This is a genomic window from Lewinella sp. IMCC34183 (assembly GCF_003390915.1).
In the GTDB taxonomy this organism is placed as follows: domain Bacteria; phylum Bacteroidota; class Bacteroidia; order Chitinophagales; family Saprospiraceae; genus Neolewinella.
Map to the genome: position 1 here is coordinate 163818 of NZ_QMEM01000006.1, position 21163 is coordinate 184980.

Consider the following 21163-nt stretch of genomic DNA (forward strand, 5'->3'; position numbering starts at 1 on the left):
GCTACTCGGGTGCACCGGCGTTTGCGAAGATAACGGAATTTTAGGAGCTTCGGTTGATCGGCTCCTGTCCGGCCGCCCCGCGGTACGAGCGGTCGGGGGCGGAGGGATCCCAGCGTAGTAGCCTGGCCTGTCCGCCATCGAGGCGCAGGTAGGTAGAGTAATTGAGCCACTCTCCCAGGTTGATATACCGGCTGTGGCCGTTGCTCAGGGTGTAGTCGATCGGCAGGTGGCGGTGCCCGAAAATGCAGTAGTCGAGGCTGGGTCGCTGCGCGAGCTTGCGCTCGCTGTAGGCCACCAGCCACTCGCCTTCGGGTCCGCGGAACTCCTCCTCGGAGGGCTGCCCCTCGCGGCTTTGGTGGCTGAAGAAATGCGCCATGCGCATGGCCAGGTTCGGGTGCAGGCGGGCGTAGAGCCACTTGGCCCAGCTGGCGTCCATGACCTTCTTCATCCGTTTGTATTTGTGGTCGCCCGGTCCGAGGCCGTCGCCGTGACCGATGAGCAGCTCCCGGCCCTGCAGGTGGTGCACTACCGGGCTCCGGTGAAGAACGACCCCCACCTCCTCTACTAGGTAATCCTCCATCCAGAGATCGTGATTGCCGGTAAAGACATGCACGGGCGTGCCGCCGTCGGTGATCTCCGCCACCTTGCCCAGGAAGCGTACGTAGCCGCGGGGTACGGCCCACCGCCACTCGAACCAGAATTCGAACAGGTCGCCTACGAGGTAGATCGCCTCGGCCCCTTCCGCTACGCAGTGGTCGAGCCAGCGCACGACTTCCCGCTCCCGCTCCCGGCTGGTCGTGCGGGCATCAACACCTAGGTGAAAGTCGGAAGCAAAAAAGATCGGCATGGCGGCAAGATAGCGCAGCCTACCCGACCGGCGGAACGTCAAGCAGGGGTAAATACGTCGGCGGGAGACCCTCCCCCAACTGCCGGCTTACGGCAAAGGCCTGTCCGGTTTCCGCGAGGGTTTGACTAACGGGAATGTAAGACCGCCCTACGGCGCCGGTGTAGGCGCTGCCGTCGTAGCGGTAGGCCGCCTGTACCTGCCGGTGCAGATCACGGGTGACGGACGGCTCCGCGCCCGTCAGCCGGCCGCGCAGCGCCATTACCGGCCACAGCAGCGCCGATTGCCACCGCGCCACCCGCCGACGCGGGGGGGTCGCGCCGACCGACGCGGCGATCCCCCGCAGCAGCTCGTGCCACGTCAGGTTCGCCGCGCTGAGTACGAAGCGGTCGCGGTCGCGGTCGCGTTCCAGTACGGCCAGCACGGCCGTAGCTACGTCGCGTACGTCCACGAACCCACCGGCCCCGGCGGGATACGCGCCCGCGCCCGTCGCCGCGCGCAACCACAGGGAGGGTGTATTGGAACCCGACCAGTCGCCGGCACCGAGTACGGTACTGGGGTACAGGGCGGCCACCGACAATCCTTCCGCCTGCCCGCGCCAGGCTTCGCGCTCGGCGGCAAATTTCGAACGGGCGTAGGCCGTAACGGGGCGTTGTTGGGGCCAGCGGTCCGCCTCGGTGACGGGCCGCCCGCCGTCCGTGCGGTCCAGGGCCGCTACGGAACTCAGGTAGATCATTCGGCGCACCCCGCATTCCAGCATCATATTTACCACGTTGGCGGTTCCTCCGGCGTTGACGTGCAGCATCCGGTCCTCCTCGCCGGCCCGGTAGCTCACGTGGGCGGCGGCGTGCACGACCGTGTCGATGCCTTCCAGTGCCTCGACCAGGCTCTCGGGGTCGGTCACGTCACCCCGTCGCAACGTGCACCACTCCCCCAGGGCCTCCAGGGCAGTGGTATCGGAGGTCGGACGCACCAGGGCAGCAAAGGGCGTGCCGGCTGCGGCCAGTGCCCGGGCAATGTAGTAGCCGATAAAGCCGGTGGCACCGGTCAGCAGGAGGTCAGGCGGCATACAGGGCACCGTTGAGGGTATCGTGCCGCGCTCCGGTGGCGGAGGCCAGGCTATTGGGCAGCCCGAAGTGCCGAAGCAGCGCGCAAAGGGCAACCAGGGCCGCCTCCTTGAAGTCGGTAGCCGGACCCGGGGCGGCGCGGAACGTGAGGGCCCCACCCCCGGGCTGACTGGCCTGCAGGCGCTCCAGCAGGAAGGCATTGTGGGTGCCGCCGCCGCTGACCAGAATTTCCACCGCACCTGCGTACCCGCCCGCCGTATACTGCCGCTCCAGCTCCCCCCCTACGGCGGCTCCGAGCCAGGTACAGAACGTACAGAGCCGGTCGGCTACGCTACCGGGGTGATCGCGCAGGACCGGCCACAGGGTGTCGGTCACCCACTGGTTGCTCAGGGATTTCGGGCAGGGCTGATCGTGGTACGGAAGGGCATCCAGCTGCTGCATGAGGTCGGGAAGAAGCGACCCGCTGCGCGCCAGACTGCCATTAGCGTCGTAGGGCCGGCCGGCAAGCTGGGCGAGGCGATCCAGTACCTGGCAGCATCCGCTGATGTCGCCGGCGGCGAGGTCACCGTCCTTGCGTCGAAAGCTGAAGTTGGCTATTCCCCCCAGGTTCAGGAATCCCCGGTAGTCGGGAAACAAGTGACGGTCCGCGACCGGGGCCAGCGGGGCGCCTTCACCGCCGGCGGCAATGTCCGCGCTGCGCAGGTCGGTCAGGGTAGGCACCCCCAGGTGGGCGGCAATACGGGCCCCGTGGCCGATCTGGAGGGTGAACCCGCGGTCGGGTGCGTGGTACACGGTGTGGCCATGGCACCCGGCCAGGAGCGGACGCTCGTGCCCTTCCAGAAAGTCGGCCGCCCGCCGCCCGATCCATTCCCCGAGCTCGGCGTCGAGGGCCAGCAGGTCCGGGGCGGAGAGGGAGGTCGCTTCCCCGAGGCGGGTGCGCCAGTCGACGGGGTAACTTACGGTAGCGGAAGCCGCGATCGACCAACCCCGCACCGGCAGCTCCTGCTCCGGGTCAAAATCGAACGTACAAAGGGCCAGATCGATGCCGTCGAGCGAGCTGCCCGACATGATTCCTAAGACGGTGTGCCGGACGACGGCCACTGCCTACAGGTTTTCGTTGAAGGTCATGGTATACTTGGCCATGGCCTCGATCTCCTCGGGGGAGAGAATGTCCTTGAAGGCGGTCATCACGCCGTTCTCACTGCCGTTGGTAATAATGTTGACGCGGTAGGCCAGGTCTTTGGTGGACTCCTGCAGATTGGCCGCGCCGTTGGTGCCCATATCGCCGTACAGCCCGTGACAGGCGATACAGCGGATCTTCCAGATCTTCTTCACGTCGATATCCTGGGCCGCGGCTACCGCCGGCGTTTCACCGGGGGCTTCCGAGGTGGTTTCCTCTCCGCCGCCACAGGCCAGCATGATGATCGTGAGCAGAAGCAGCGGGAACAAGCGTTTCATAAGGGGATTTCTTTTACGGTTCAGCGGCGAAAGGTAAGTCACCGCAGCGTAAGTATAAACCCGCGCCGCATACATTGTTGTGGTCCCGGGGCCCGGGGCTAAAGTTTTTGACCGTTTACTGCGATAGGCCGGATAAACTTCATATCTTTGCGGGCCGATAGCGAAACAGCGCGAAAGTATTACCGAATGGAAGTTGTAAAAGTAAGCGGAGAAGTCCGCGAAAACCTGGGAAAGAAAGCATCTAAGGACGCCCGCCGTGAGGGCAAGGTCCCCGCAGTCGTTTACGGCATCGGCGGCCCCGTCCACTTCAGCCTCGATCCCCTCGCCGTGCGCGACCTGGTATACACCCCCGATTTCAAGCTCGCCGAGCTGAGCGTCGGCGGCGACACCTACCGTACCATCGTCAAGGATTACCAGTTCCACCCGGTGACCGACGAGCTGCGCCACATTGACTTCCTGGCCCTCGAAGACGGCCGTACCATCAAGGTGGAGGTCCCCGTTGCCTTTACCGGCACCAGCCCCGGCGTCCGCGGTGGCGGCAAGCTGCAGGTCAGCGTTCGCCGCATCAAGATCAAAACTACCCCCGAGCACCTCGTGGACCACGTCAGCCTCGACATCAGCGAACTCGAGCTCGGTCAGAGCATCCGCGTCCGCGACATCGAACCTATGGAGGGCGTAGAAATCCAGAACCCCGCCGGCCAGCCCATCGCTACGGTAGAGGTACCCCGCGCCCTGCGCTCCGCCGCCACGGCTGAGAAGAAGGCCGCCGAGAAGGAAGCCAAGAAAGGCCCCAAGGCCGCTCCCGCCGCGGAATAAATCCGTAGCCTTCCGGCTTTTGCAAAGAGGGTAAGCATCCACGTGGTGCTTACCCTCTTTTCGTTGGACTCCGCCCTTGGAAGCCACAATTTGTTTTGCGGCCCGCCATTCCCTATTTTTGCTGGTAGTCTACTGATACCTACCCTACCGTGAAAAAGCAGAAAGTCAACCGGAAGTACAATTTCCCCGACGCCGACCTCTACCAGATGGCCATGGACAGCATCCGGCTCGCCAAGCGCGACCTGGAGCACTTCAAGGCCGGCTATCAGTACGACGCCCACCGCCTCAAAGGATACCACGACCGCTGCCAGCGCTTCGTGGCCATGCCCGACGACGACGAGCTGCTGGGCGACCAGATGATCGTCACCGACAAGAAGTACGAGGCCGCCGAAAAGCTCAAGCATGCCATCCGCTCGGTCATGACGCGCGTGCGCCTGGCGTTCAGCAACCGCACCGGGCGCTACCGCAAATTCGGTACCGCCAAGCTCGGCGACATGACCGACGCCCAGCTGCTCTTCTGCGGCCGCCGCGTGATCCGGGTCGCCCGGGCGCAGTGGGACTTCCTGGCCGATACCGGACTCAACGAAAACCACCTCGAGCGCCTCGCCAAAGCCTGCCAGGCCTTCGAACTGGCCATGAATATCCAGGCCGACCGCGTAGCCGACCGCGACATCCACGTAGAATCCCGCATCGACCTCGGCAACCTCATCTACGACGAGCTGATCACCGTCTGCGACATCGGTAAGGATATCTGGGCCGAAACCGACCGCGCCAAGTACGACGCATACTGCATCTACGAGAGTAATATGGAGCAGAAGCGGATCGCCAAAGTTAAGTAGTACGGTAGTCGGGTAGTCTTGTAGTCAGGTGGTACATTGGTACGGTACACCCTACCCGCTATAGGTCACCCGCCGCAGGCTACCCGCTACCACCTACCCGCTACAAGCTATATGCTTCCCCTACTCTACCTGATCCTCGCCCTGGCCTTCGCCGTAGTGACCGTGCGGCGGAGCAGCCTCAGTCCGGGCGGAGCGCTGGCGGCCGGCATCCTGGCGGGAACGGTGATCGCCACGGTCGGGGCGGTCTGGCTGGTGCCGCTATTTGTTTTCTTCTTTAGCAGCCTGCTCATCTCCAAAGTACTCCCGGTCACCGACGATGCGGGGGACGCCAAGGACCGACAACCGCGGGACGCGGTGCAGGTACTCTGTAATGGCGGCGTCTACGGACTCGTGGCGCTGCTCGGCCTCCCCCCTGCCCTGCTGCTGGTCGTGATGGCCACTGCCGCTGCGGATACCTGGGCCAGTGAGATCGGCAAGTACTTCCGGCAGCCTACCTACGATATCCTGCGGCTGCGCCCCGTCCCCCCCGGCCTGAGCGGCGGGGTGAGCGTGAGCGGCACGCTGGCCGGGGCCGCGGGTGCGGCGGTCGTAGCTGCCCTGGGTCCCTGGCTGGTTGCGGACTTCGGTACCGCGGCGTGGCTGACGGTCACCGCCCTGGGCTTCGGGGGCATGGTAGCGGATTCTGTACTCGGAGCGGGGCTGCAGGCGCGGTACCGGCACCCGGACGGGCAGCTCAGCGACCGACCTAACCGCGGGGCGAGGCAGGTCGGCGGCCTGCGGTGGATGACCAACGATGTCGTAAACCTGATCGCCATCCTGCTAACTACCCTGCTGGCCCTACTCTTCCTCGGCGCGGAATGATCGCAGCGGCTCCACCTGGGCCGCGCCGGGCAGATCCGCCGCGCGCAGGGAGCGGGCACTGCGGATGCGCACTACTCCCAGGCGGACGTACACGCGGTCGATACGGACGCCGGGGGCCGACCAAGTGGCGGGATCAACATCCGGGTTGAGGGTGACGAGATACGTGTGGCTCATGAGGGGAGCAGGCGGGCTAATCCCTGACCGACGTCACGCGGCAGGCCGTCGAGGGCGCGGGCGTTCTTTTCCAGTTTGAGCCACAGTTCGGAGGCCGAAAGCCGGGGGTACCGCTGGGCGTAGATGGCCAGCAGGCCCGCGACGTGGGGTACGGCCATACTTGTTCCGTTCTTGCTTACGTAGGGATCGCCGGTGCCGGACAGGGTGGTGTGACTGGAATACACCCCTACCCCCGGGCCGCACAGGTCGACGCGGCCGCCGGTACCCGCGTTGAGGCCGGCATTCGAGAAGGGTGCGATCCGCAGGCTGCGGTCCACCGCGCCAACCGCCATGATGCTCTCCGCGTTCGCGGGATTGCTTACGGGCCGGGGCAACTGGCCGGGGCGACGGCTGTCGTTGCCGGCGGCGGCGACGAGCAGACAGTTGTGCTCGAGGGCCCGGCGGCCGATCCGCTCGAAGACCGGGGAGGGCCGCTCGCCGATCCCCACCGGGCTGGCGAGGGACAGCGAAACGATGCGCGCCTCCTTCTCCAGGGCCCAGTCGATGCCGTCAATTATGCTGGCGGAAGTTCCGTTGCCACTATCGTCCAGAACGCGCCCCACCAGCAGGTCGGCCCCGGGTGCCACGCCGTAGCCGATGCCGTTTTCCCGACTGCGGCCACCGACGGCGGTACCGCAGCAGTGGGTCCCGTGGCCGTAGCGGTCGCGGTCCCAGGGCAGCCCGGGCAGGAAGGAGGCGGCGGTCACGATACGGTCACGAAAGTCGGCGTGGGCGGTATCCAGTCCGGTATCCAGCACGGCAAGCCGTACGCCCCGACCGGCGTCTTCCTCGCCCGTTGCACCGATGGCCCGTAGCCCCCAGGTAACGCGTGGCTCGGTGGCAGGTTCCGGGGTGTCCGCCCAGGCTTCCTGCAGCGCTTCCAGTTGTTGCTGCGCCAGGCTTAGGGTGTCCCGGAGTTCGCCCAGCAGGTCGGTGGCGGCGCCCACAGCGTGGTAGGTGCGTTCCGGCTCCACGTAGCGCACCACGCCGGAGTCGGTAGCCAGGCGGCGGCCCTGCTCGGGCGCGATGCCGTCCACTACGGCCACCTGCAGGTGCTTGAATACCAGTCCGTCGCCGGCGGCGTACACTTGATCGGCACGCAGGTCGCTGCCCAGGGCTTCGCTGGATACGAACTTGCGCTGTAACTCCCGCTGTACGCGGGTAAGGTCTCCGGGGCCGGATTCTTCGGCCAGCAGCAGGACCAGGCGGCCCGTGGTTGATGCGGTAGACATGTTTTGTAGTGTTAAGTGAAGTGGCGCGCCAGCTCCCCGAGCAGGAGGTGCACATCCTGTAGGTGAAGATTCAGTAGGGCCCGGCGGGCCACGTGTTGGTGCCGTTCGTCGCCCAGCAGGGCTTCCCAGACTGCGGCGGCTCCGGCATCGGAGGCGGCGGCAGCCACGAGCCCGGCCTCGGACACCACCCCGAGTTGCCGGGCGGAGAGGAGGGCCTGACCGAGAAGCTGCCGGCTTTCCGCCAGTCGTTCCCGGTCGCGGTCCAGCGCCCCGGTCAGCCGTTCCGTAAGGCGGCTGAGCAGGTGGTAAACCGCCCGCCGCACCCCCGCCCGCCGGTGGGTACGGACCGGGACGAGCGTCTCCGGGTCCGTACCGTCGCGGGCGGTGGCCAGGTAGGCGATCAACTGGCCGACGGCGGCGCGGTCGCCCGCGGACGCGGCGTCGGCAAAGTAGTCCAGCAGCTCGCCGAGCAAGGCTTCGCAGCGGTCGTCGACCCCGTACTCCTTGGCGGCGTAGGCGCGGTCGAGGGCGACGAGCCGGTCCAGGTATCCCGTGAGCTGCTGCTGGCGTGCGTGGAGGAAGGGCTGCATCAGTCGATGGTCAGTTCCTCCCGCACGGTACCGTCGTCCTGGGTGATGCGGCGGATACGCACTCCCTCCTCAACGAGGTCGATGTCGAGTTCCAGCAGCAGCTTTTCGCTGTCGCCCTCCTGCATGCTGCCCGCCTGGGGCGTGACGTGGATGCGGTCGAGCCGGCTGCTCACGGCCTGAAACTGCTCCTGCAGCGCACCGTGGACCGCATGCTGGATACCGGTCTGCAGCTCCGGCGCGGAATCCTGAACGTGAAAGGTGTCGCGGATCACCGGCCGGGTAAGCACGCCGCTCACCACCGACAACGGCAGGGCATGCTTGATGCCGGGCACGTAGGCGCGGTCTTCCTTCTCCAGTTTTACGATCAGGTTACGGAAGCGGTCGCTCTGCAGGATCTCCTCCCCTACGGGCTCCACGACGGTGCCGTGCTGCTCGCCGAGTTTGGCCAGCCGGTCGTTGAGTCCGTTGAGGAACTCGGTGGGCCGGAGGTGGAAGTTGTACTTCGTCCGCTCCTCCACGTCGTCGACCCGCACCGGCAGCCGCAGCTTGATGGCGGGCATGGTGAAGCGCGGCGCGCGGAAGTGCTGCAGGTACTCGTGCTCGGCGTAGGCGCGGGCGGTAGCGATGGCGGCCTCGTCGGCCCGCCGGCGTGCTTCTAGCAGCTCGGAGTTGAGGTAGTCCAGGTAGTCGGTCAGCGTGATCACGGCGGCGGGGCGTTAGGCGATCAGGAGTCCGAGTACCTTTTCCAGCCCGCCCGGCAGTTCGTCGTTGGTGGCCTTCACCTTGACGTTCATGCTGTACTCCTTTTCGACCTTGACGCCGGTAGCGGAACTGCGCCGGTAGGCGGCGCTCACCTTCATCTTCACGGGACCCCAACCGCCGGAAGCCCCCGCGTTTACGCCCAGCGAGCTCGAGACGTCTTTCGTAGCGGTGGAGTTAAGTTTTACATTCAGGTCGATGTCGAGGGTTTCCACGCGGAGGCACGGCACGTTGAGGATGCTGATGAAGGGCACCTTGACCTCTACGTTTTCCGTTTCGGTGCCGCCGTTGTCGTCGGGGACGGTTTTCGTATAGGAGAAGTTCGCCATCTTTAAGCCGGTAACGGCGCCGGTAGCATCCCGGTCGAAACCCACCTCCTTGATGAAGTTGACGGTGGCGACACTGGCCTTATTCTGTGCCTCGACGGCCGCGTTAAGGGGGCCGCTGATGAGCGTAGAAAAATCGATGCTGCCAAGTTCGTCGGCAAATTTCGCATCGAACGCGGCATTCTCCGCGGCACTGAACTGACGATCTTCGGCGGCCACGAGTCCGAAGATGCCGGTCAGCACCTCGTTGCTGGCGTTGGCCAGCCGGGCCTCCCACTCGGGGGAATAGGCGTCGCGGAAGTCCTGGACCACCTTCAGCATATCGGCCTTGTTCAGCTCGGGCAGCTCGCCGTCGGGATCGATGCCGCTGACCGAAGCATAGGCATCGGCGCCGATGAGTTCGTGGAGGTTGGTGAGGAGGTCCACGATCTCCGCCTTTTTCTTGCGGCTGTGATCCTCCTGGAGGAAAGAATGCAGGGTAAGCATAGTGTATGGGTGTTACGCGGCCCCGTAACCCGCCGGGACCGGTGCGGGACAGCCGATCGACTGTCACCCCATTATTCCGCTCAACCAAAACGTGTTACACCTTCCAACCCCTTTTTTGGCGCGGCCGCGGGTGCGGCGTTCACGGATAAAACCGGGGGCTTTGGGCGCAGGTGCCCGGGCCGTCCGCGGTTTTCGGTGGCCACGGCACCCGCGACCCCGCCCCGACCGTTACCTTCGCGGCAAAGTAAGGACCATGAACGCAGCCAATACCCTCTTAGTCATCCTCGACGGCTGGGGACTCGGGCAACGCCCCGAGGCCGACGCCCTGGCGCAGGCCAGCACGCCCACCTTCGACCGTATCTGGGCCGATAACCCCCACAATTCGCTGATCACCTACGGCGAGGACGTGGGCCTGCCCGAGGGACAGATGGGCAACAGCGAGGTAGGCCACCTCAACATCGGTGCCGGGCGGGTAGTATACCAAAGCTTCGCGCGGATCAACAAAGCGATCCGCGACGGCGAACTGGAGGAGAACGAAATCCTGCAGCGCGAGCTGAAGTACGCCCGCGACAACGACAAGCAGGTGCACCTGATGGGCCTGCTGAGCGACGGTGGTGTCCACAGCCACATCAAGCACCTGCTGCGGCTGACCGACATCGCCAATGCGGCGGGCAACGAGAAAGTCTTCGTCCATGCCTTCACCGACGGGCGCGACGTGGCCCCGACCTCCGGCAAGGGATACCTCACCACCCTGCGCGACCACCTGAAGTTCCAGCCCGCGCGGCTGGCTACCGTGACGGGACGCTTCTACGCCATGGACCGCGATACCCGCTGGGAGCGGATCAGCGAGGCGTACCACGCCATGGTCGACGGGCGGGGAGAGCGGAGTCGCGACGTGCTTGAAACGGTACAGCGCCACTACGACGCGGGCACCACCGATGAATTCCTGCACCCGATCGTGATGACCGACGCCGAGGGACTGCCGTTAGCCCGCATCGAGCCCGGCGACGTGGTGATCTGCTTCAACTTCCGTACCGACCGGCCGCGGCAGATCACGCGGGCGCTCACGCAGGAAGACTTCCCCGAGCAACAGATGCACCGGGTGCCGGGCCTGCACTACGTGTGCATGACGCAGTACGACAAGAGCTTCAAGGACGTGGAAGTCCTCTTCACCCCCGACGACCTGACCAAGACGATGGGGCAGATCGTGAGCGAAGCCGGACGCACGCAGGTACGCATCGCCGAAACGGAGAAGTACGCCCACGTCACCTTCTTCTTCAGCGGCGGGCAGGAGACGGCCTTCCCCGGTGAGCGCCGCATCCTGATCGACAGCCCCCGCGACGTGGAAACCTACGACGAGAAACCGGAGATGAGCGTATACGGGATCACCGACGCCATCGTGAACGACATCCAGGAGAACGCGCCGAACTTCATCTGCCTGAACTACGCCAACACCGACATGGTGGGGCACACGGGCGTGTGGGACGCCGCGATCCGGGCCGCCGAGGCCGTGGACACCTGCCTGGGCCGCCTGCTGGCTACCGCGACCGCCCACGGTTACCACGTACTGGTGATCGCCGACCACGGCAACTCCGACGTGATGACCAACGAGGACGGCTCGGTCAATACCGCCCACACCACCAATCCGGTACCGGTGATCTACGTAGGCCCCGCCGCCGGTGAGATCAAGCTCCGGAGCGGGGGCAAGCTGGGCGACGTGGCCCCTACCCTGCTGCAACTACTGGGCGTACCCCAGCCGAAGGAGATGACGGGCGAGAGCCTGATCGCCTAGGGAGTGGCCGGCGGGCGGAGCTCCGTATTTGCCGGCCAGCCGCATAACCAATGCCCCTGAGTACTTGTTAGGTAAGGTAGAAAGACTAATATATGAAGACCTTCCTCCTTACCCTGCTGCTCGCCCTGAGCGTAGCTTCCTGCGACAGCCAGCGTACCAGTACCTCTACCAATTCCACCGAAAGCGGAGCCGTTGCTTCGACCGGCACCGACATCCCCGAAAGCGACCTGGCGGGTGAGGTTTCCATCGCCACCCTCGACGCACGCCACGAAGGGATGGCCAAGGCCTACTTCGCGGGCGGCTGCTTCTGGTGCACCGAAGCCTCCTTTACCCGTATTCAGGGGGTTGACGACGTGTACAGTGGCTACGCCGGGGGCGATCTGGTGAATCCTACCTACGAGGACAGCAATACCGCCACCAGCGGCCACGCCGAATCCATCGTGGTATACTACGACTCGACGGAGATCAGCTACGACAAGCTGCTCGACATCTTCTTCGTTGCCCACGATCCTACCCAACTCAACCGCCAGGGACCCGACGTCGGCCCGCAGTATCGTTCGGCCATTTTCCCCCTGAACGCGGAACAGCGGCAGCAGGCCGAGGCTAAGATCGCCAGCCTGAATGCCAGCGGCACCTTCGACAAGAAGATCGCCACTACCATCGAGGACCCCGTCCATTTCTGGGTAGCCGAGCCCTACCACCAGGACTACTACGAAGACCCCACCAACCCCAACCAGGGTTACGTGCAGGGCGTAAGCCGGCCCAAGGTGGAAAAGGTGATGAAGACGTTCAAGGATATACTCAAACCGGAGTATCAGTAGGCAGCGCAGCAGCTTTGCCGCGGGCGCGTCGCTACGGACGCAGCGAGTTCGTCCGTGGGCGCAACGAACCTATACCGTAAACTACCCTTGCCCCCCGAGCCGGGCAAGCCCAACCCTATGCCATGCACGATATAGAGCCCCACTTCCAATGGCGCGACCGGTACCGCGCAGAAGACGACTCCGCCTCGCCCTTTTTCGGTCGGCAGTACAGTGAGTTCAGTTACTCCAACAAGGTGTATAATTACCTGCTGCACCCGCAGTGGGACGAGTTCGGCTCGGAGACCCTGTACCTGAAGATCCTCTTCGTGGACTACGAAGATCGCTACGCCATCATCGAACTGATCGGCGAGTGGAACGATGCCCTGCACAACGACTCGATGTGGCTGAAGCGGGAGGTGATCGACTACCTGGTCGCCGAGGGTATTAACCAGTTCATCCTGATCATGGAGGGCGTATTGAACTTCCATTCCGACACCGACGACTACTACGAAGAATGGTACCAGGAGATCACCGACAGCGGCGGTTGGATTGCGATGCTCAACGTACTCGACCACGTGGCCGATGAGCTGGACGGGGCTCGGCTGGACCGGTACATCCGCTACGGCGACTACCTGAACAATTTGACCTGGCGCCCGCAAAAGGCCCGGCGTGTCCACGAGGCCATCGAAGGACTGCTACAGACGGACGTGCGCCGCGTCTACTAGGCCCGTTCGTCCTTGCGCTTGCGGAGGACCATGCGGCCACGGCGGCGGTCCTCCCGGACGTGGGGCTTGATCTCCTGCCAGAAGCCCCTGATGGTACTGTCCCAGAGGTCGGGCTTGTACACGATCTGGTATTGCCGGTTGAATTCGGGCATGATGTCGTTTTCGGAGTCCCCCACAAAATTCATCTCGTAGAGGGAGAAGGAACGGTCGCCGTAGAGGCGCCCCTTGAGGTCCATCCGCAGCACCTTCCCGTCGGGCAGGGTCACGTAGCTACGCCCCTTGATGACCCCTTCCTCCACGGTCAAATATAACTGCATGGGCAGGGCCTGGTCGGAATAGATGCCCCCAACGGTCATGGTACCCTCCCACAGGCCGTCGAGCGTAGGTTGGGCGAGGACACAGAACGGCAGGAGGAACAGGGTAAGGAGAAAAGCTTTCATGGTCGGGGGGCGGGTAGGACAGAAAAATAAGGTAATTCCCGCTACTAAGGTTGCGGCGGGGTATGACGGCTGGATTACCTTGCGTCCGATGGCCCACCTGCCCCCCTTCGCCGAACTGCTCCGGGCGCTGACCCTGGGGACAGCCCGCCGGTCGCCGGATCCCACCTTGCTGGAGTGGCTGGACGCCCGCGGGGCCATCGACCCCACCGCCGATGCCGCCGAGCAGCTGCTGGCCGCGGTGGCCCTCACCGAGCGTACCCACCGGCTGGAGCTGCGCAAGCCTTCCGCCTCCGTACCGACGACCGCGCTCGCCCCGCCCGAAACCCGTGTCCTGCCCGCTGCCCGGCTGGCCCGCGGGCTGCAGCTGATCCTGGGAGATACCTACCCCGAGCTGCTCGACGAGGCGGTGGCCCTTGTCCTCGACCGCGGCACCTACGTACCGCCCAACCTGCTGCCCGCGCTGCTGCCGCGGGCGGCCGCGCTGCTCGATACGGATCCGCTACGCGCCCGCCGGTACCTGGAGGCCGGGGGCGAGCGGGGGGCGTGGCTGGCCGGACAGCACCCCGACTGGATCACACTGACCGATAATTTCTCCTACCCCGCGGCCTGGCGGCGCGAAGAACAGCCCGCACACCGGGCCGCGGTACTCACGCGGTGGCGGCGGGTCGCGTCGGCGGACGCCCGGGAGGCCCTGGCCGCGATCTGGACAACGCAGGCCCCGCGAAACCAGGAAATATTGCTGAAAGCCCTGGAAACGGGTATCTCCCCCGCTGATGCTCCCTGGCTCCGGGAGGCACTGGGACCGAAGCGAAAGGGCGTACGGCGGCAGCTGTTTCAGCTGTTGCTGCTGGCGGGCGAGGATCAGGCACTAGCCGACTGGCGGGCGCTGGCGTACGAAGTAGTTTCCGGAAGCCCGGGCCGTACGCTCTCCGAAACCGGTCGGGAGCTACTCAAGACCTACGGCGGCGTAAAGGCACCGGTGACCGCGCGGCAGTGGCTGCTGCGGATCGGCCCTCCGGCGGCCTGGAAGGAAGTTACGGGGCTGGAGCTCCCCGTATTCTGGAGCCGGCTGCCGGAGCTGGAGCTGCGCGCGGCGGGCAGGGCCATTCGCGACGGCGGCAGCCCGGAGGTGTGCCAACAGTTCCTGCGGTTCCTGCTGCTGGAGGAGCCGCAGCAGTTCCCGCGGGCGGTGGCGGCCGAGCTGGTGCGGCGGTTGCCGGGGCGGGAGTTCGACGCCCTCTACGGGGAGGTACTTTCCTCCCGTACCGACGCGCTGCGGCTCCGCGGGATTCCGCGCTTCCTGGCCCTGCAACGGACGGTGAGCTGGAACGAGCGCCTCAGCAGGGCCATGATCACCCGCCTCCTCGACGACCTACACAGCCGGCAACTGGACTACGCCACCCAGCGCGACCTGGCGCTGCACTGGAAGCAGGCCGCCCCCCTGCTGGACCCGGAGCTCTTTCCCTGGTTGCGGCAGCAGCTGCACGCCACGGCGGAGCGGCCCGACGTATTCGGCAAACTCGCCACCGGCCTGTTGCAGACCACGTCCTTCCGGCGGCAGCTGCGCCAGCCCTAATCCGTATCTTTGCGGCCGCGTATGGAACCTACACCGCACGAACTCCGCAACCTCCTCTCCCGGGAAGAGCTGCAGGCCCGCCTCGACGCCGAGACGGTGTCCCGCACCACCCTATCCTTTTACCGCTACGCGCGGATCGACGATCCGGCGGCCTTCCGCGACGCGTGCTACCGGGAGTGGTCCGAACTCGGCGTACTAGGCCGCATTTACGTGGCTACGGAAGGGATCAACGGGCAGCTTTCCGTACCCACGCCCAACCTCGACGCTTTCCGGGATGCCCTTTACGCCGTCCCCTTCCTGAACGGTACGCGACTGAATATTGCCATCGAGGCGGAGGCGCGGTCCTTCCTGAAACTGATCATCCGGGTACGGCCGAAAATTGTCGCCGACGGATTGGAAGACGATACCTTCGACGTGACACGCCGCGGCCGCCACCTCAGCGCCCGCGAAGTGAACGAACTGCTCGACCGCGACGAAACCATCGTCGTGGACATGCGCAACCACTACGAAAGCGAGGTCGGCTATTTCGAGGGGGCCATCCGGCCGCAGGTGACCAACTTCCGCGACATTCTGCCCGTGGTCGAGAACCTGCTGGCCGACAAGAAAGACCGCGAGATCGTGATGTACTGCACCGGCGGCATCCGCTGCGAGAAGGCCAGCGCCTACTACCTGCACCGCGGATTCGATCGCGTGAGCATGGTGGACGGCGGCATCATCGAGTATGCCCGGCAGTGCGAGCGGGACGGACTCGAGAAGAAGTACATCGGTAAGAATTTCGTCTTCGACGAGCGACTCGGCGAGCGGATCACCGAAGACGTGGTAAGCCGCTGTCACCAGTGCGGCACCCCCAGCGACCGGCAGCTCGACTGCGCCAACACCGCCTGCCACATCCTCTTCATTCAGTGCCCGAACTGCGCCGCCGTCCACGAAAACTGCTGCTCGGTAGCGTGTCGCGACTTCAACCGGCTGCCGGCCGACGAGCGGGCGCGGGAAGCTCCCCACCATAGCTTCAACGGGCAGCGGTATGGGAAAGCGATGCCGCCACGCCGGGAAAGCGAACCCCAGACCGGTCCGGACATTTCCTAGGTATGAAGCTTTCCTATCTCCTGCGCGGCATGACCGCGCTCGCCCTTTGCGCCCTACTGGCCTCGTGCGTCACCGGCCGGGGTCCCGCCCGCGAGAATACCCTGACGGTGATGTCGTACAACATCCGCTACGACAGTCCCAACGACGGCAGCAACCGCTGGGACAATCGCCGCGATTTGCTGGTCAGCCAAGTACAATTTCACCACCCCGACATCCTCGGCACCCAGGAAGTACTGGCCAATCAGCTGCGCTACCTGCGCCGTAACCTAGATGGCTACGACTACGTCGGCGAGGGCCGGGACGGGGGCGACGACGGAGAGTATTCCGCCCTGTTCTACAACGAGGACCGGCTGCGGGTAGAGGACAGCGGCACGTTCTGGCTCTCCCCCACTTCGGGCCGGGTATCGACGGGATGGGACGCCGCCCTACCGCGGATCGTCACCTGGGCGCGCTTCCGCCGGCGCGACTCGCGGGAGTCTTTCATGGCCTTCAATACCCACTTCGACCACGTCGGCGATCAGGCGCGCGTAGAAAGCGCGCGGCTGCTGCTCAACATGATCGGCCAGCTCAACCGCGACAACCTACCGGTAGTCGTGACCGGCGACCTGAACCTGACGCCCGAGACCGAAGCGATCGGCATTCTCACCGGCACACTCCAGGATGCCTACCAGCAGGCTCCCGTGCGGCTGGGGCCGGTCGGCACCTTCACCGGCTTTGACTACGACGCGCCGGCGGACCGGCGCATCGACTACATCATGACGTCCCCGGGGGTACGGGTACTGCGGTACGCTGCCCTGACGGACGCCGTCAACCGGAGCTTCCCCTCCGATCACTTTCCGGTCATGGCGGACGTGGTCCTGCCCTGATCGAAAATACCCTTCAGCAGGTAGTCGAAAACGTCCGGTGCCGCCAATCTTCCCGGCGCCTCCTGCCGGTTGATGAAGACGGGCTTGTCCCCGTCGCGGCCGCCGAGGCGACCGTGGCTGCCCTTCACCAGTTCTGCCCGCAGGGGCACCACGTCCATGAGCGTCCGGAAGCCTAGTTTCTTGCCGGCTACCTTGAGGCCGATGCGGGGGATCATCAGCTTCTTATCGGGATCGAGAAACATTTCGACCGGGTCGAAGCCGGGCTTCTTGTGGATGTCCACGGTCCGCGCGTAGTCGGGCGCGCGGGCGTCGTCGAGCCAGTAGTAGTAGGTGAACCAGCTGCGCTCGTCGGCCACCGCGACCAGTTCGCCGGCGCGGGGGTGGTCGACCTTCCACTCCCGTTTGCCGTCGGCATCCAGCAGGTGCTCGATCCCGGGCTCGTCCCGCAGCAATTCCTGCACGAGGGGGATGTCCTTCGGATCCCGTACGTACACGTGAGCGATCTGGTGATCGGCCAGGGCAACGGCGCGACAGGTACCCACGTCGAGCAATTCCGTGCCCCGCTCCTCACGCACGCTGATGAGCCCGGCCTCCCGCAGCTTCCGGTTGATGTGGACGGGGCGGTCGACATTGGTGATTCCGTATTCGGAAAGGACGGTCACTTCCACCCCGTTCGCCTCGTAGTAGTTGATGAGGCCCTCCACCACCTTGTCGATCTCGCGCAGGTCCGAGCGTACGCTGGCGTGGTCCTTGCCGTGGCGCTGAAGGTTGTAGTCGAGGTGGGGCAGGTAGACGAGGCTCATGGTCGGCGCGTGCCACTGGTGGACGAGGCGCGCGGCATCCGCGATCCACTGGCTGCTGACGATGTTGGTCCGCGGGCCCCAGAAGGAAAACAGGGGGAAGGTCCCCAGTTCCTGGGTGAGGCGGTGCCGCAGCGGCATGGGAAAGGTGTAGCAGTCGGGCATCTTCCGCCCATCGGCGAGGTACTGCGGCCGGGGGGTGACCGTATAGTCCATACCGGAGTACATGGCGTACCACCAGCAGATATTGGCGATGGTGAAGTCGGGGTCCCGCTCGCGGGCCAGGTCCCATAGCTTGGGTCCTTCCACGAGGTGATTTGATTGCCGCCAGAGCTTAAGTTCCATCTCGTCGCGGAAGAGCCAACCGTTGGCGACGATGCCGTGGTCGCGGGGGTACTTGCCGGTGAGGTAGCTGGTCTGGGCGGTCGTGGTCACCGCGGGCAGGGCGGGGTCCACGACGGTGACGCGGCGCGTGCCGCTCCAGCGGCTGAGGAAGGGCGTATCGGGTCCGATGAGGTCGGAGCTCAGTCCCACGATATCGATGACGGCGGTCGGTCGCATAGGCTAGTCGTTTAGTTGGCGGCGTATCCACTGGAGTTCCCGGGCGATGGAGTCGTCGAGGCCGAGCCGCTGGTGGTCGGGCAGCACGTCCCAGGTATAGGTTTCCACTTCCAGGTGGGGCGTAAAGGGACGTGCCTTCCACAGCGCTAACGTTTCCCGGATGGTATCGTTGGTGGAGGTCAGCACGCCGTAGCGGTCGGCGTAGATCGGCACGTGAAAGTGGGTGCGCAGCTCGCGGTAGTCGGGGTCACCCAGCATAGCCAGGGCGGGGGCCAGATCGGGGAAGCGGTCCACCGTACCGTCGGCGCGCAGGAGGGCGGCCTGGTGGAGGTAGACGGGCTCGTCGTAGGGCCGGAGGCTGTCACGCACCCGCTGCCGGTCGCCCGTGAGGTCGGCGCGCAGGGCGGCGCTGATCTGCAGGCGGCCGATCCGTACGCCGGCTTCTTCCAGGGCGGACAGGGCGTCGGCGGGGGCCTCGTAGCCGACGGCGAAGTGGCATACGTCGTAGCAGATCGCGAGGTGGCGCCGGACGTCCGCTTCCCGCTCGCCCCGGGCCAGGCTACGAAAGAAGGCGATGAACTCAGCACTGGATTCGAGCAGGCCGTCGGGCTCCGGTTCCATGTCCAGGTGCAGGTCCTTTCCGGTCCGCCGCCGCAGTTCGGCGAGGTAGTCAATCACCTCAGCCACGTTGCGCTGCATTTGCACGATCTCCCCCTGCACCTGCGGCCCCGCCGTCAGCCACGGTTTGTAGGAGAGCGGCGACGTGGACACGCCGCCGTCGAGGCCCTCCGGCAGCAGTTGCGCCAGGATATCGAACAGCTGCTTGGTGTAGGTCACGCGCTCGCGGGTACGCCAGTCCGGGGCGTAGACCTGGTCCTTGACGCGGGTAGCGTGGAAGCCCCCGTACGGGAAGCCGTTGACGGTGAATACGTAGCAGTCGTGGTCGTGCAGCCACCGCCGCAGTTCGCGCATGGCGACCGGCGTACCGAGTTGCTCGGCCGCCCGCGCGGAGAGCCGCAGGCCGATGCCGAAGGGTGCATCGGGGCTGACGCGCTGCTTCACCGCCAGCACGTGGTGCAGGCTGTCGAAGACGGCCGGCCAGCTTTCACCGGGGTGGATATTCGTACAGTACGTAAGGTGGCTGGCGGAGCGGATCTTCATAGAGGCGGGAACGCGGGTGCGGAGAAAGTGGGGACGGCCGGTGGTGCCCTCAGGTTACCGAGAAGTAGCGGGCCAGTCCGTAGGAAAGCGGCAACAGGAGCAGCACGAGCCCCCCGGCGGGCAGGCCCATGAAGGCGGCGGCCAGGCAGGCATTCAGGGGAATCAATGACAGCACCCCCGTCTTGACGGCGGTGCGGATGCGGTCGGGCCGGTTCTCGCGGATGGCGGCGACCTTCGCCCGGGCGTTCATCCCGTACCAAAGCAGCAGGAAGGGAAGGGCCGGACCGAGGTCCGCGAGCGTGAACCGTCCGATGAGCAGCAGGGCGACGGCTACTGCGGTGTCCAGGGCCAGGGCCAGCTGTATGGAAGCGCGGTTGTTGCCGCCGACCTCGCCGCGGCTGGTGAGGGTGATAGCGGCGATGAACACCACCGGCAGGACGCCGAGCCACCAGTACGCATGAAGGGCGGCGGCACTGAGGCTGATGCCCAGGAGCAGGTTGCCGCCCCGGCACAGGCCCATAAACAGCGGCCCGAACACCGGGTGGTGCTTGGCGCGGGCGTCGTAGAGGAGCGCCAGCGCGGCCACGGCCAGCGCGATCGCGGCACTGTCCCCGCCGGCGATCCCCGCCAAGCCGATTCCGCCCAGCAGGCAGAGTCCGCCCAGTAGGATGGCCGAGGCCAGGGTCACTTCCCCGCTGGGCAGGGCCCGTTCGGGGCGCTCGATGCGGTCGAGGTCGACGTCGAAGACGTCGTTAAAGACCACGCCGCCCCCGTAGAGACCGAGGGTCGCGAGGCACAGCCACGGCAGGGCCTCGCTCCAGTGGCCGGATACGGCCGCCGCCACGCTGGCGCCGGCCAGTACGTCGGCGACGGCGGTTACGAGGTTGGCGGGACGCAACAGCGTCAGGTACGGGCGCAGGGGCATACCGGGCTACTTAGTTTTCGATGATGTTGTCGGCGGAGGTGGTCTTGCGGCCGTTGCGCAGCACGCTGTTGCCGCTGAAAAGCTGGTCGCGGTCGATGTCTGGCGCATCGAGCCAGTCGGACTCCTTCATCTGCCCGCTCTGCCCGTAGGCGGTGAGGGCATTCTGGTAGGTGACCTGGCGGACGTCGGCCTCCGGGATGCCCCGTTCGAGCATCAGGGCGGCGGTTTTAGGCACGGAAAGCGGGTCGCTGATGCCCCAGTCGGCGGAACTGTCGACGATGATACGTTCGGGGCCGTAGTGTTTCATAAGGTCGACCATGCGCGCATTGCCCATCTTGGTGCCGGGATAGATGGTGAAGGCCGTCCAGTAGCCGCGGTCGAGGACCTCCTGGGCGGTCTCCTCGTTGCAGTGGTCGATGATGACCTTGGTGGGGTCGCAGCCGTGTTCCTCGAGGACGTCCATGCTGCGGTAGGTGCCGTTCTTCTTGTCGCGGTGGGGGGTATGGATGAGGATGGGCAGGTCCAGTTCTTTGGCCAGATCGATCTGCAGGCGGAAGTACTTGTCCTCGGCCGCGGTCTGGTCGTCGTAGCCGATCTCGCCGATGGCTACCACGCCCTCCTTGGTAGCGTAGAGGGGCAGCAGCTCCATGACCTGCTCGGCCAGTTCCTCGTTGTTGGCCTCCTTAGAGTTCAAGCCCATCGTGCAGTAATGCCGGATCCCGAACTGGGAAGAGCGGAAACGCTCCCACCCGATGAGGGTACTGAAGTAATCGCGGAAACTGCCGATGGCGGTACGCGGCTGTCCGAGCCAGAAGGCCGGCTCGATCAGGGCTACGACGCCGGCCGCGCGCATGGCCTCATAGTCGTCGGTGGTGCGCGATACCATGTGTACGTGGGGATCGATAAACTGCATAAAAACGGGGGGGTTGACTGGGGCGAC

The 21163-nt window shown here is 65.4% G+C and carries 23 protein-coding genes; 9 read left to right on the forward strand and 14 right to left on the reverse strand.

The annotated features are described in order from the left end of the window. Positions 1-40: 40 nt before the first annotated feature. Genes DQG19_RS14365 through DQG19_RS14380 form a run of 4 tightly spaced genes read right to left on the reverse strand, consistent with a single transcriptional unit; the run spans position 41 to position 3369 of the window. A complete protein-coding gene (locus tag DQG19_RS14365) occupies positions 41-847 on the reverse strand; it encodes a UDP-2,3-diacylglucosamine diphosphatase (RefSeq protein WP_116126970.1) in 807 nt (268 codons plus the stop codon). Positions 848-866: 19 nt separating this feature from the next. Next, entirely contained in the window at positions 867-1913 is a 1047-nt protein-coding gene (locus tag DQG19_RS14370) for an NAD-dependent epimerase/dehydratase family protein (RefSeq protein WP_116126971.1), read from the reverse strand. Beyond that, a complete protein-coding gene (locus DQG19_RS14375; protein ID WP_116126972.1) occupies positions 1903-3012 on the reverse strand; it encodes an anhydro-N-acetylmuramic acid kinase in 1110 nt (369 codons plus the stop codon). The genes DQG19_RS14370 and DQG19_RS14375 overlap by 11 nt, the downstream gene beginning before the upstream one ends. 3 nt (positions 3013-3015) lie before the next feature. After that, entirely contained in the window at positions 3016-3369 is a 354-nt protein-coding gene (locus tag DQG19_RS14380; protein ID WP_157974520.1) for a c-type cytochrome, read from the reverse strand. A 186-nt stretch (positions 3370-3555) separates the two neighbouring features. Here DQG19_RS14380 and DQG19_RS14385 point away from each other — a divergent pair, with 186 nt between their 5' ends. The 3 genes from DQG19_RS14385 to DQG19_RS14395 all read left to right on the forward strand — a co-directional run bounded on the left by DQG19_RS14385 (position 3556) and on the right by DQG19_RS14395 (position 5885). Beyond that, a complete protein-coding gene (locus DQG19_RS14385; RefSeq protein ID WP_116126974.1) occupies positions 3556-4185 on the forward strand; it encodes a 50S ribosomal protein L25 in 630 nt (209 codons plus the stop codon). Between the two features lie 149 nt (positions 4186-4334). Continuing rightward, positions 4335-5024, forward strand: a complete 690-nt coding sequence (locus DQG19_RS14390) for a hypothetical protein (protein ID WP_198661753.1) — start codon at positions 4335-4337, stop codon at positions 5022-5024. Positions 5025-5135: 111 nt separating this feature from the next. Further along, a complete protein-coding gene (locus DQG19_RS14395; protein WP_116126975.1) occupies positions 5136-5885 on the forward strand; it encodes a DUF92 domain-containing protein in 750 nt (249 codons plus the stop codon). On the opposite strand, the gene DQG19_RS14400 is transcribed toward DQG19_RS14395, so the two are convergent. The 5 genes from DQG19_RS14400 to DQG19_RS14420 are packed head-to-tail and all read right to left on the reverse strand — an operon-like array spanning position 5862 to position 9491. After that, positions 5862-6059, reverse strand: a complete 198-nt coding sequence (locus tag DQG19_RS14400; protein WP_116126976.1) for a hypothetical protein — start codon at positions 6057-6059, stop codon at positions 5862-5864. The two genes, DQG19_RS14395 and DQG19_RS14400, sit on opposite strands and share 24 nt — an antisense overlap. After that, positions 6056-7330, reverse strand: coding sequence for a S8 family serine peptidase (locus DQG19_RS14405; RefSeq protein WP_116126977.1), 1275 nt, complete (start codon positions 7328-7330; stop codon positions 6056-6058). Before DQG19_RS14405 ends, DQG19_RS14400 begins: the two co-directional genes overlap by 4 nt. An 11-nt stretch (positions 7331-7341) precedes the next feature. Beyond that, on the reverse strand, positions 7342-7920 hold the full coding sequence (locus tag DQG19_RS14410; protein WP_116126978.1) for a hypothetical protein: 579 nt from the start codon (positions 7918-7920) through the stop codon (positions 7342-7344). Next, positions 7920-8624, reverse strand: coding sequence for a hypothetical protein (locus DQG19_RS14415; RefSeq protein WP_116126979.1), 705 nt, complete (start codon positions 8622-8624; stop codon positions 7920-7922). Before DQG19_RS14415 ends, DQG19_RS14410 begins: the two co-directional genes overlap by 1 nt. Before the next feature lie 12 nt (positions 8625-8636). Continuing rightward, positions 8637-9491 (reverse strand): DUF2589 domain-containing protein, encoded by an 855-nt coding sequence (locus tag DQG19_RS14420; RefSeq protein ID WP_116126980.1) that lies wholly within the window; start codon positions 9489-9491, stop codon positions 8637-8639. Between the two features lie 253 nt (positions 9492-9744). Here DQG19_RS14420 and gpmI point away from each other — a divergent pair, with 253 nt between their 5' ends. The 3 genes from gpmI to DQG19_RS14435 all read left to right on the forward strand — a co-directional run bounded on the left by gpmI (position 9745) and on the right by DQG19_RS14435 (position 12808). After that, positions 9745-11283 (forward strand): 2,3-bisphosphoglycerate-independent phosphoglycerate mutase, encoded by a 1539-nt coding sequence (gpmI, locus tag DQG19_RS14425; protein ID WP_116126981.1) that lies wholly within the window; start codon positions 9745-9747, stop codon positions 11281-11283. A 92-nt stretch (positions 11284-11375) separates the two neighbouring features. Further along, the gene (msrA, locus tag DQG19_RS14430; protein WP_116126982.1) at positions 11376-12104 is read left to right on the forward strand and encodes a peptide-methionine (S)-S-oxide reductase MsrA; all 729 of its coding nucleotides are present in this window, start codon (positions 11376-11378) and stop codon (positions 12102-12104) included. Positions 12105-12226: 122 nt separating this feature from the next. Then, a complete protein-coding gene (locus DQG19_RS14435) occupies positions 12227-12808 on the forward strand; it encodes a hypothetical protein (protein ID WP_116126983.1) in 582 nt (193 codons plus the stop codon). On the opposite strand, the gene DQG19_RS14440 is transcribed toward DQG19_RS14435, so the two are convergent. Beyond that, entirely contained in the window at positions 12805-13248 is a 444-nt protein-coding gene (locus DQG19_RS14440) for a hypothetical protein (RefSeq protein ID WP_116126984.1), read from the reverse strand. The two genes, DQG19_RS14435 and DQG19_RS14440, sit on opposite strands and share 4 nt — an antisense overlap. Positions 13249-13336: 88 nt before the next feature. Between DQG19_RS14440 and DQG19_RS14445 the strand changes: the two genes are divergently transcribed. Genes DQG19_RS14445 through DQG19_RS14455 form a run of 3 tightly spaced genes read left to right on the forward strand, consistent with a single transcriptional unit; the run spans position 13337 to position 16776 of the window. Then, positions 13337-14824: a DUF5691 domain-containing protein gene (locus DQG19_RS14445; RefSeq protein WP_116126985.1), complete on the forward strand. Its 1488-nt coding sequence runs from the start codon at positions 13337-13339 to the stop codon at positions 14822-14824. Positions 14825-14845: 21 nt separating this feature from the next. Then, positions 14846-15910 (forward strand): rhodanese-related sulfurtransferase, encoded by a 1065-nt coding sequence (locus tag DQG19_RS14450; RefSeq protein WP_116126986.1) that lies wholly within the window; start codon positions 14846-14848, stop codon positions 15908-15910. A gap of 2 nt (positions 15911-15912) precedes the next feature. Next, positions 15913-16776, forward strand: coding sequence for an endonuclease/exonuclease/phosphatase family protein (locus tag DQG19_RS14455; protein WP_198661754.1), 864 nt, complete (start codon positions 15913-15915; stop codon positions 16774-16776). Here the strand turns inward: DQG19_RS14455 and DQG19_RS14460 are convergent. From DQG19_RS14460 to DQG19_RS14475, 4 genes are read right to left on the reverse strand one after another with little or no spacing between them, the layout of a single operon-like run. Beyond that, entirely contained in the window at positions 16740-18137 is a 1398-nt protein-coding gene (locus DQG19_RS14460; protein WP_116126987.1) for an alkaline phosphatase family protein, read from the reverse strand. The two genes, DQG19_RS14455 and DQG19_RS14460, sit on opposite strands and share 37 nt — an antisense overlap. 3 nt (positions 18138-18140) lie before the next feature. Then, entirely contained in the window at positions 18141-19298 is a 1158-nt protein-coding gene (eboE, locus tag DQG19_RS14465; RefSeq protein ID WP_116126988.1) for a metabolite traffic protein EboE, read from the reverse strand. A gap of 49 nt (positions 19299-19347) precedes the next feature. Beyond that, positions 19348-20223: a UbiA-like protein EboC gene (gene eboC, locus DQG19_RS14470; RefSeq protein WP_116126989.1), complete on the reverse strand. Its 876-nt coding sequence runs from the start codon at positions 20221-20223 to the stop codon at positions 19348-19350. Positions 20224-20233: 10 nt separating this feature from the next. Next, the gene (locus DQG19_RS14475; RefSeq protein ID WP_116126990.1) at positions 20234-21136 is read right to left on the reverse strand and encodes a TatD family hydrolase; all 903 of its coding nucleotides are present in this window, start codon (positions 21134-21136) and stop codon (positions 20234-20236) included. Between the last annotated feature and the right edge of the window lie 27 nt (positions 21137-21163).

Coding starts and splice junctions, on each gene's coding strand:
- DQG19_RS14365 (WP_116126970.1), bottom strand. CDS start 847: ATGCCGATCTTTTTTGCTTCCGACTTTCACCTAGGTGTTGATGCCCGC.
- DQG19_RS14370 (WP_116126971.1), bottom strand. CDS start 1,913: ATGCCGCCTGACCTCCTGCTGACCGGTGCCACCGGCTTTATCGGCTAC.
- DQG19_RS14380 (WP_157974520.1), bottom strand. CDS start 3,369: ATGAAACGCTTGTTCCCGCTGCTTCTGCTCACGATCATCATGCTGGCC.
- DQG19_RS14385 (WP_116126974.1), top strand. CDS start 3,556: ATGGAAGTTGTAAAAGTAAGCGGAGAAGTCCGCGAAAACCTGGGAAAG.
- DQG19_RS14395 (WP_116126975.1), top strand. CDS start 5,136: ATGCTTCCCCTACTCTACCTGATCCTCGCCCTGGCCTTCGCCGTAGTG.
- DQG19_RS14400 (WP_116126976.1), bottom strand. CDS start 6,059: ATGAGCCACACGTATCTCGTCACCCTCAACCCGGATGTTGATCCCGCC.
- DQG19_RS14405 (WP_116126977.1), bottom strand. CDS start 7,330: ATGTCTACCGCATCAACCACGGGCCGCCTGGTCCTGCTGCTGGCCGAA.
- DQG19_RS14410 (WP_116126978.1), bottom strand. CDS start 7,920: ATGCAGCCCTTCCTCCACGCACGCCAGCAGCAGCTCACGGGATACCTG.
- DQG19_RS14420 (WP_116126980.1), bottom strand. CDS start 9,491: ATGCTTACCCTGCATTCTTTCCTCCAGGAGGATCACAGCCGCAAGAAA.
- gpmI (WP_116126981.1), top strand. CDS start 9,745: ATGAACGCAGCCAATACCCTCTTAGTCATCCTCGACGGCTGGGGACTC.
- msrA (WP_116126982.1), top strand. CDS start 11,376: ATGAAGACCTTCCTCCTTACCCTGCTGCTCGCCCTGAGCGTAGCTTCC.
- DQG19_RS14435 (WP_116126983.1), top strand. CDS start 12,227: ATGCACGATATAGAGCCCCACTTCCAATGGCGCGACCGGTACCGCGCA.
- DQG19_RS14440 (WP_116126984.1), bottom strand. CDS start 13,248: ATGAAAGCTTTTCTCCTTACCCTGTTCCTCCTGCCGTTCTGTGTCCTC.
- DQG19_RS14445 (WP_116126985.1), top strand. CDS start 13,337: ATGGCCCACCTGCCCCCCTTCGCCGAACTGCTCCGGGCGCTGACCCTG.
- DQG19_RS14450 (WP_116126986.1), top strand. CDS start 14,846: ATGGAACCTACACCGCACGAACTCCGCAACCTCCTCTCCCGGGAAGAG.
- DQG19_RS14455 (WP_198661754.1), top strand. CDS start 15,913: ATGAAGCTTTCCTATCTCCTGCGCGGCATGACCGCGCTCGCCCTTTGC.
- DQG19_RS14460 (WP_116126987.1), bottom strand. CDS start 18,137: ATGCGACCGACCGCCGTCATCGATATCGTGGGACTGAGCTCCGACCTC.
- eboE (WP_116126988.1), bottom strand. CDS start 19,298: ATGAAGATCCGCTCCGCCAGCCACCTTACGTACTGTACGAATATCCAC.
- eboC (WP_116126989.1), bottom strand. CDS start 20,223: ATGCCCCTGCGCCCGTACCTGACGCTGTTGCGTCCCGCCAACCTCGTA.
- DQG19_RS14475 (WP_116126990.1), bottom strand. CDS start 21,136: ATGCAGTTTATCGATCCCCACGTACACATGGTATCGCGCACCACCGAC.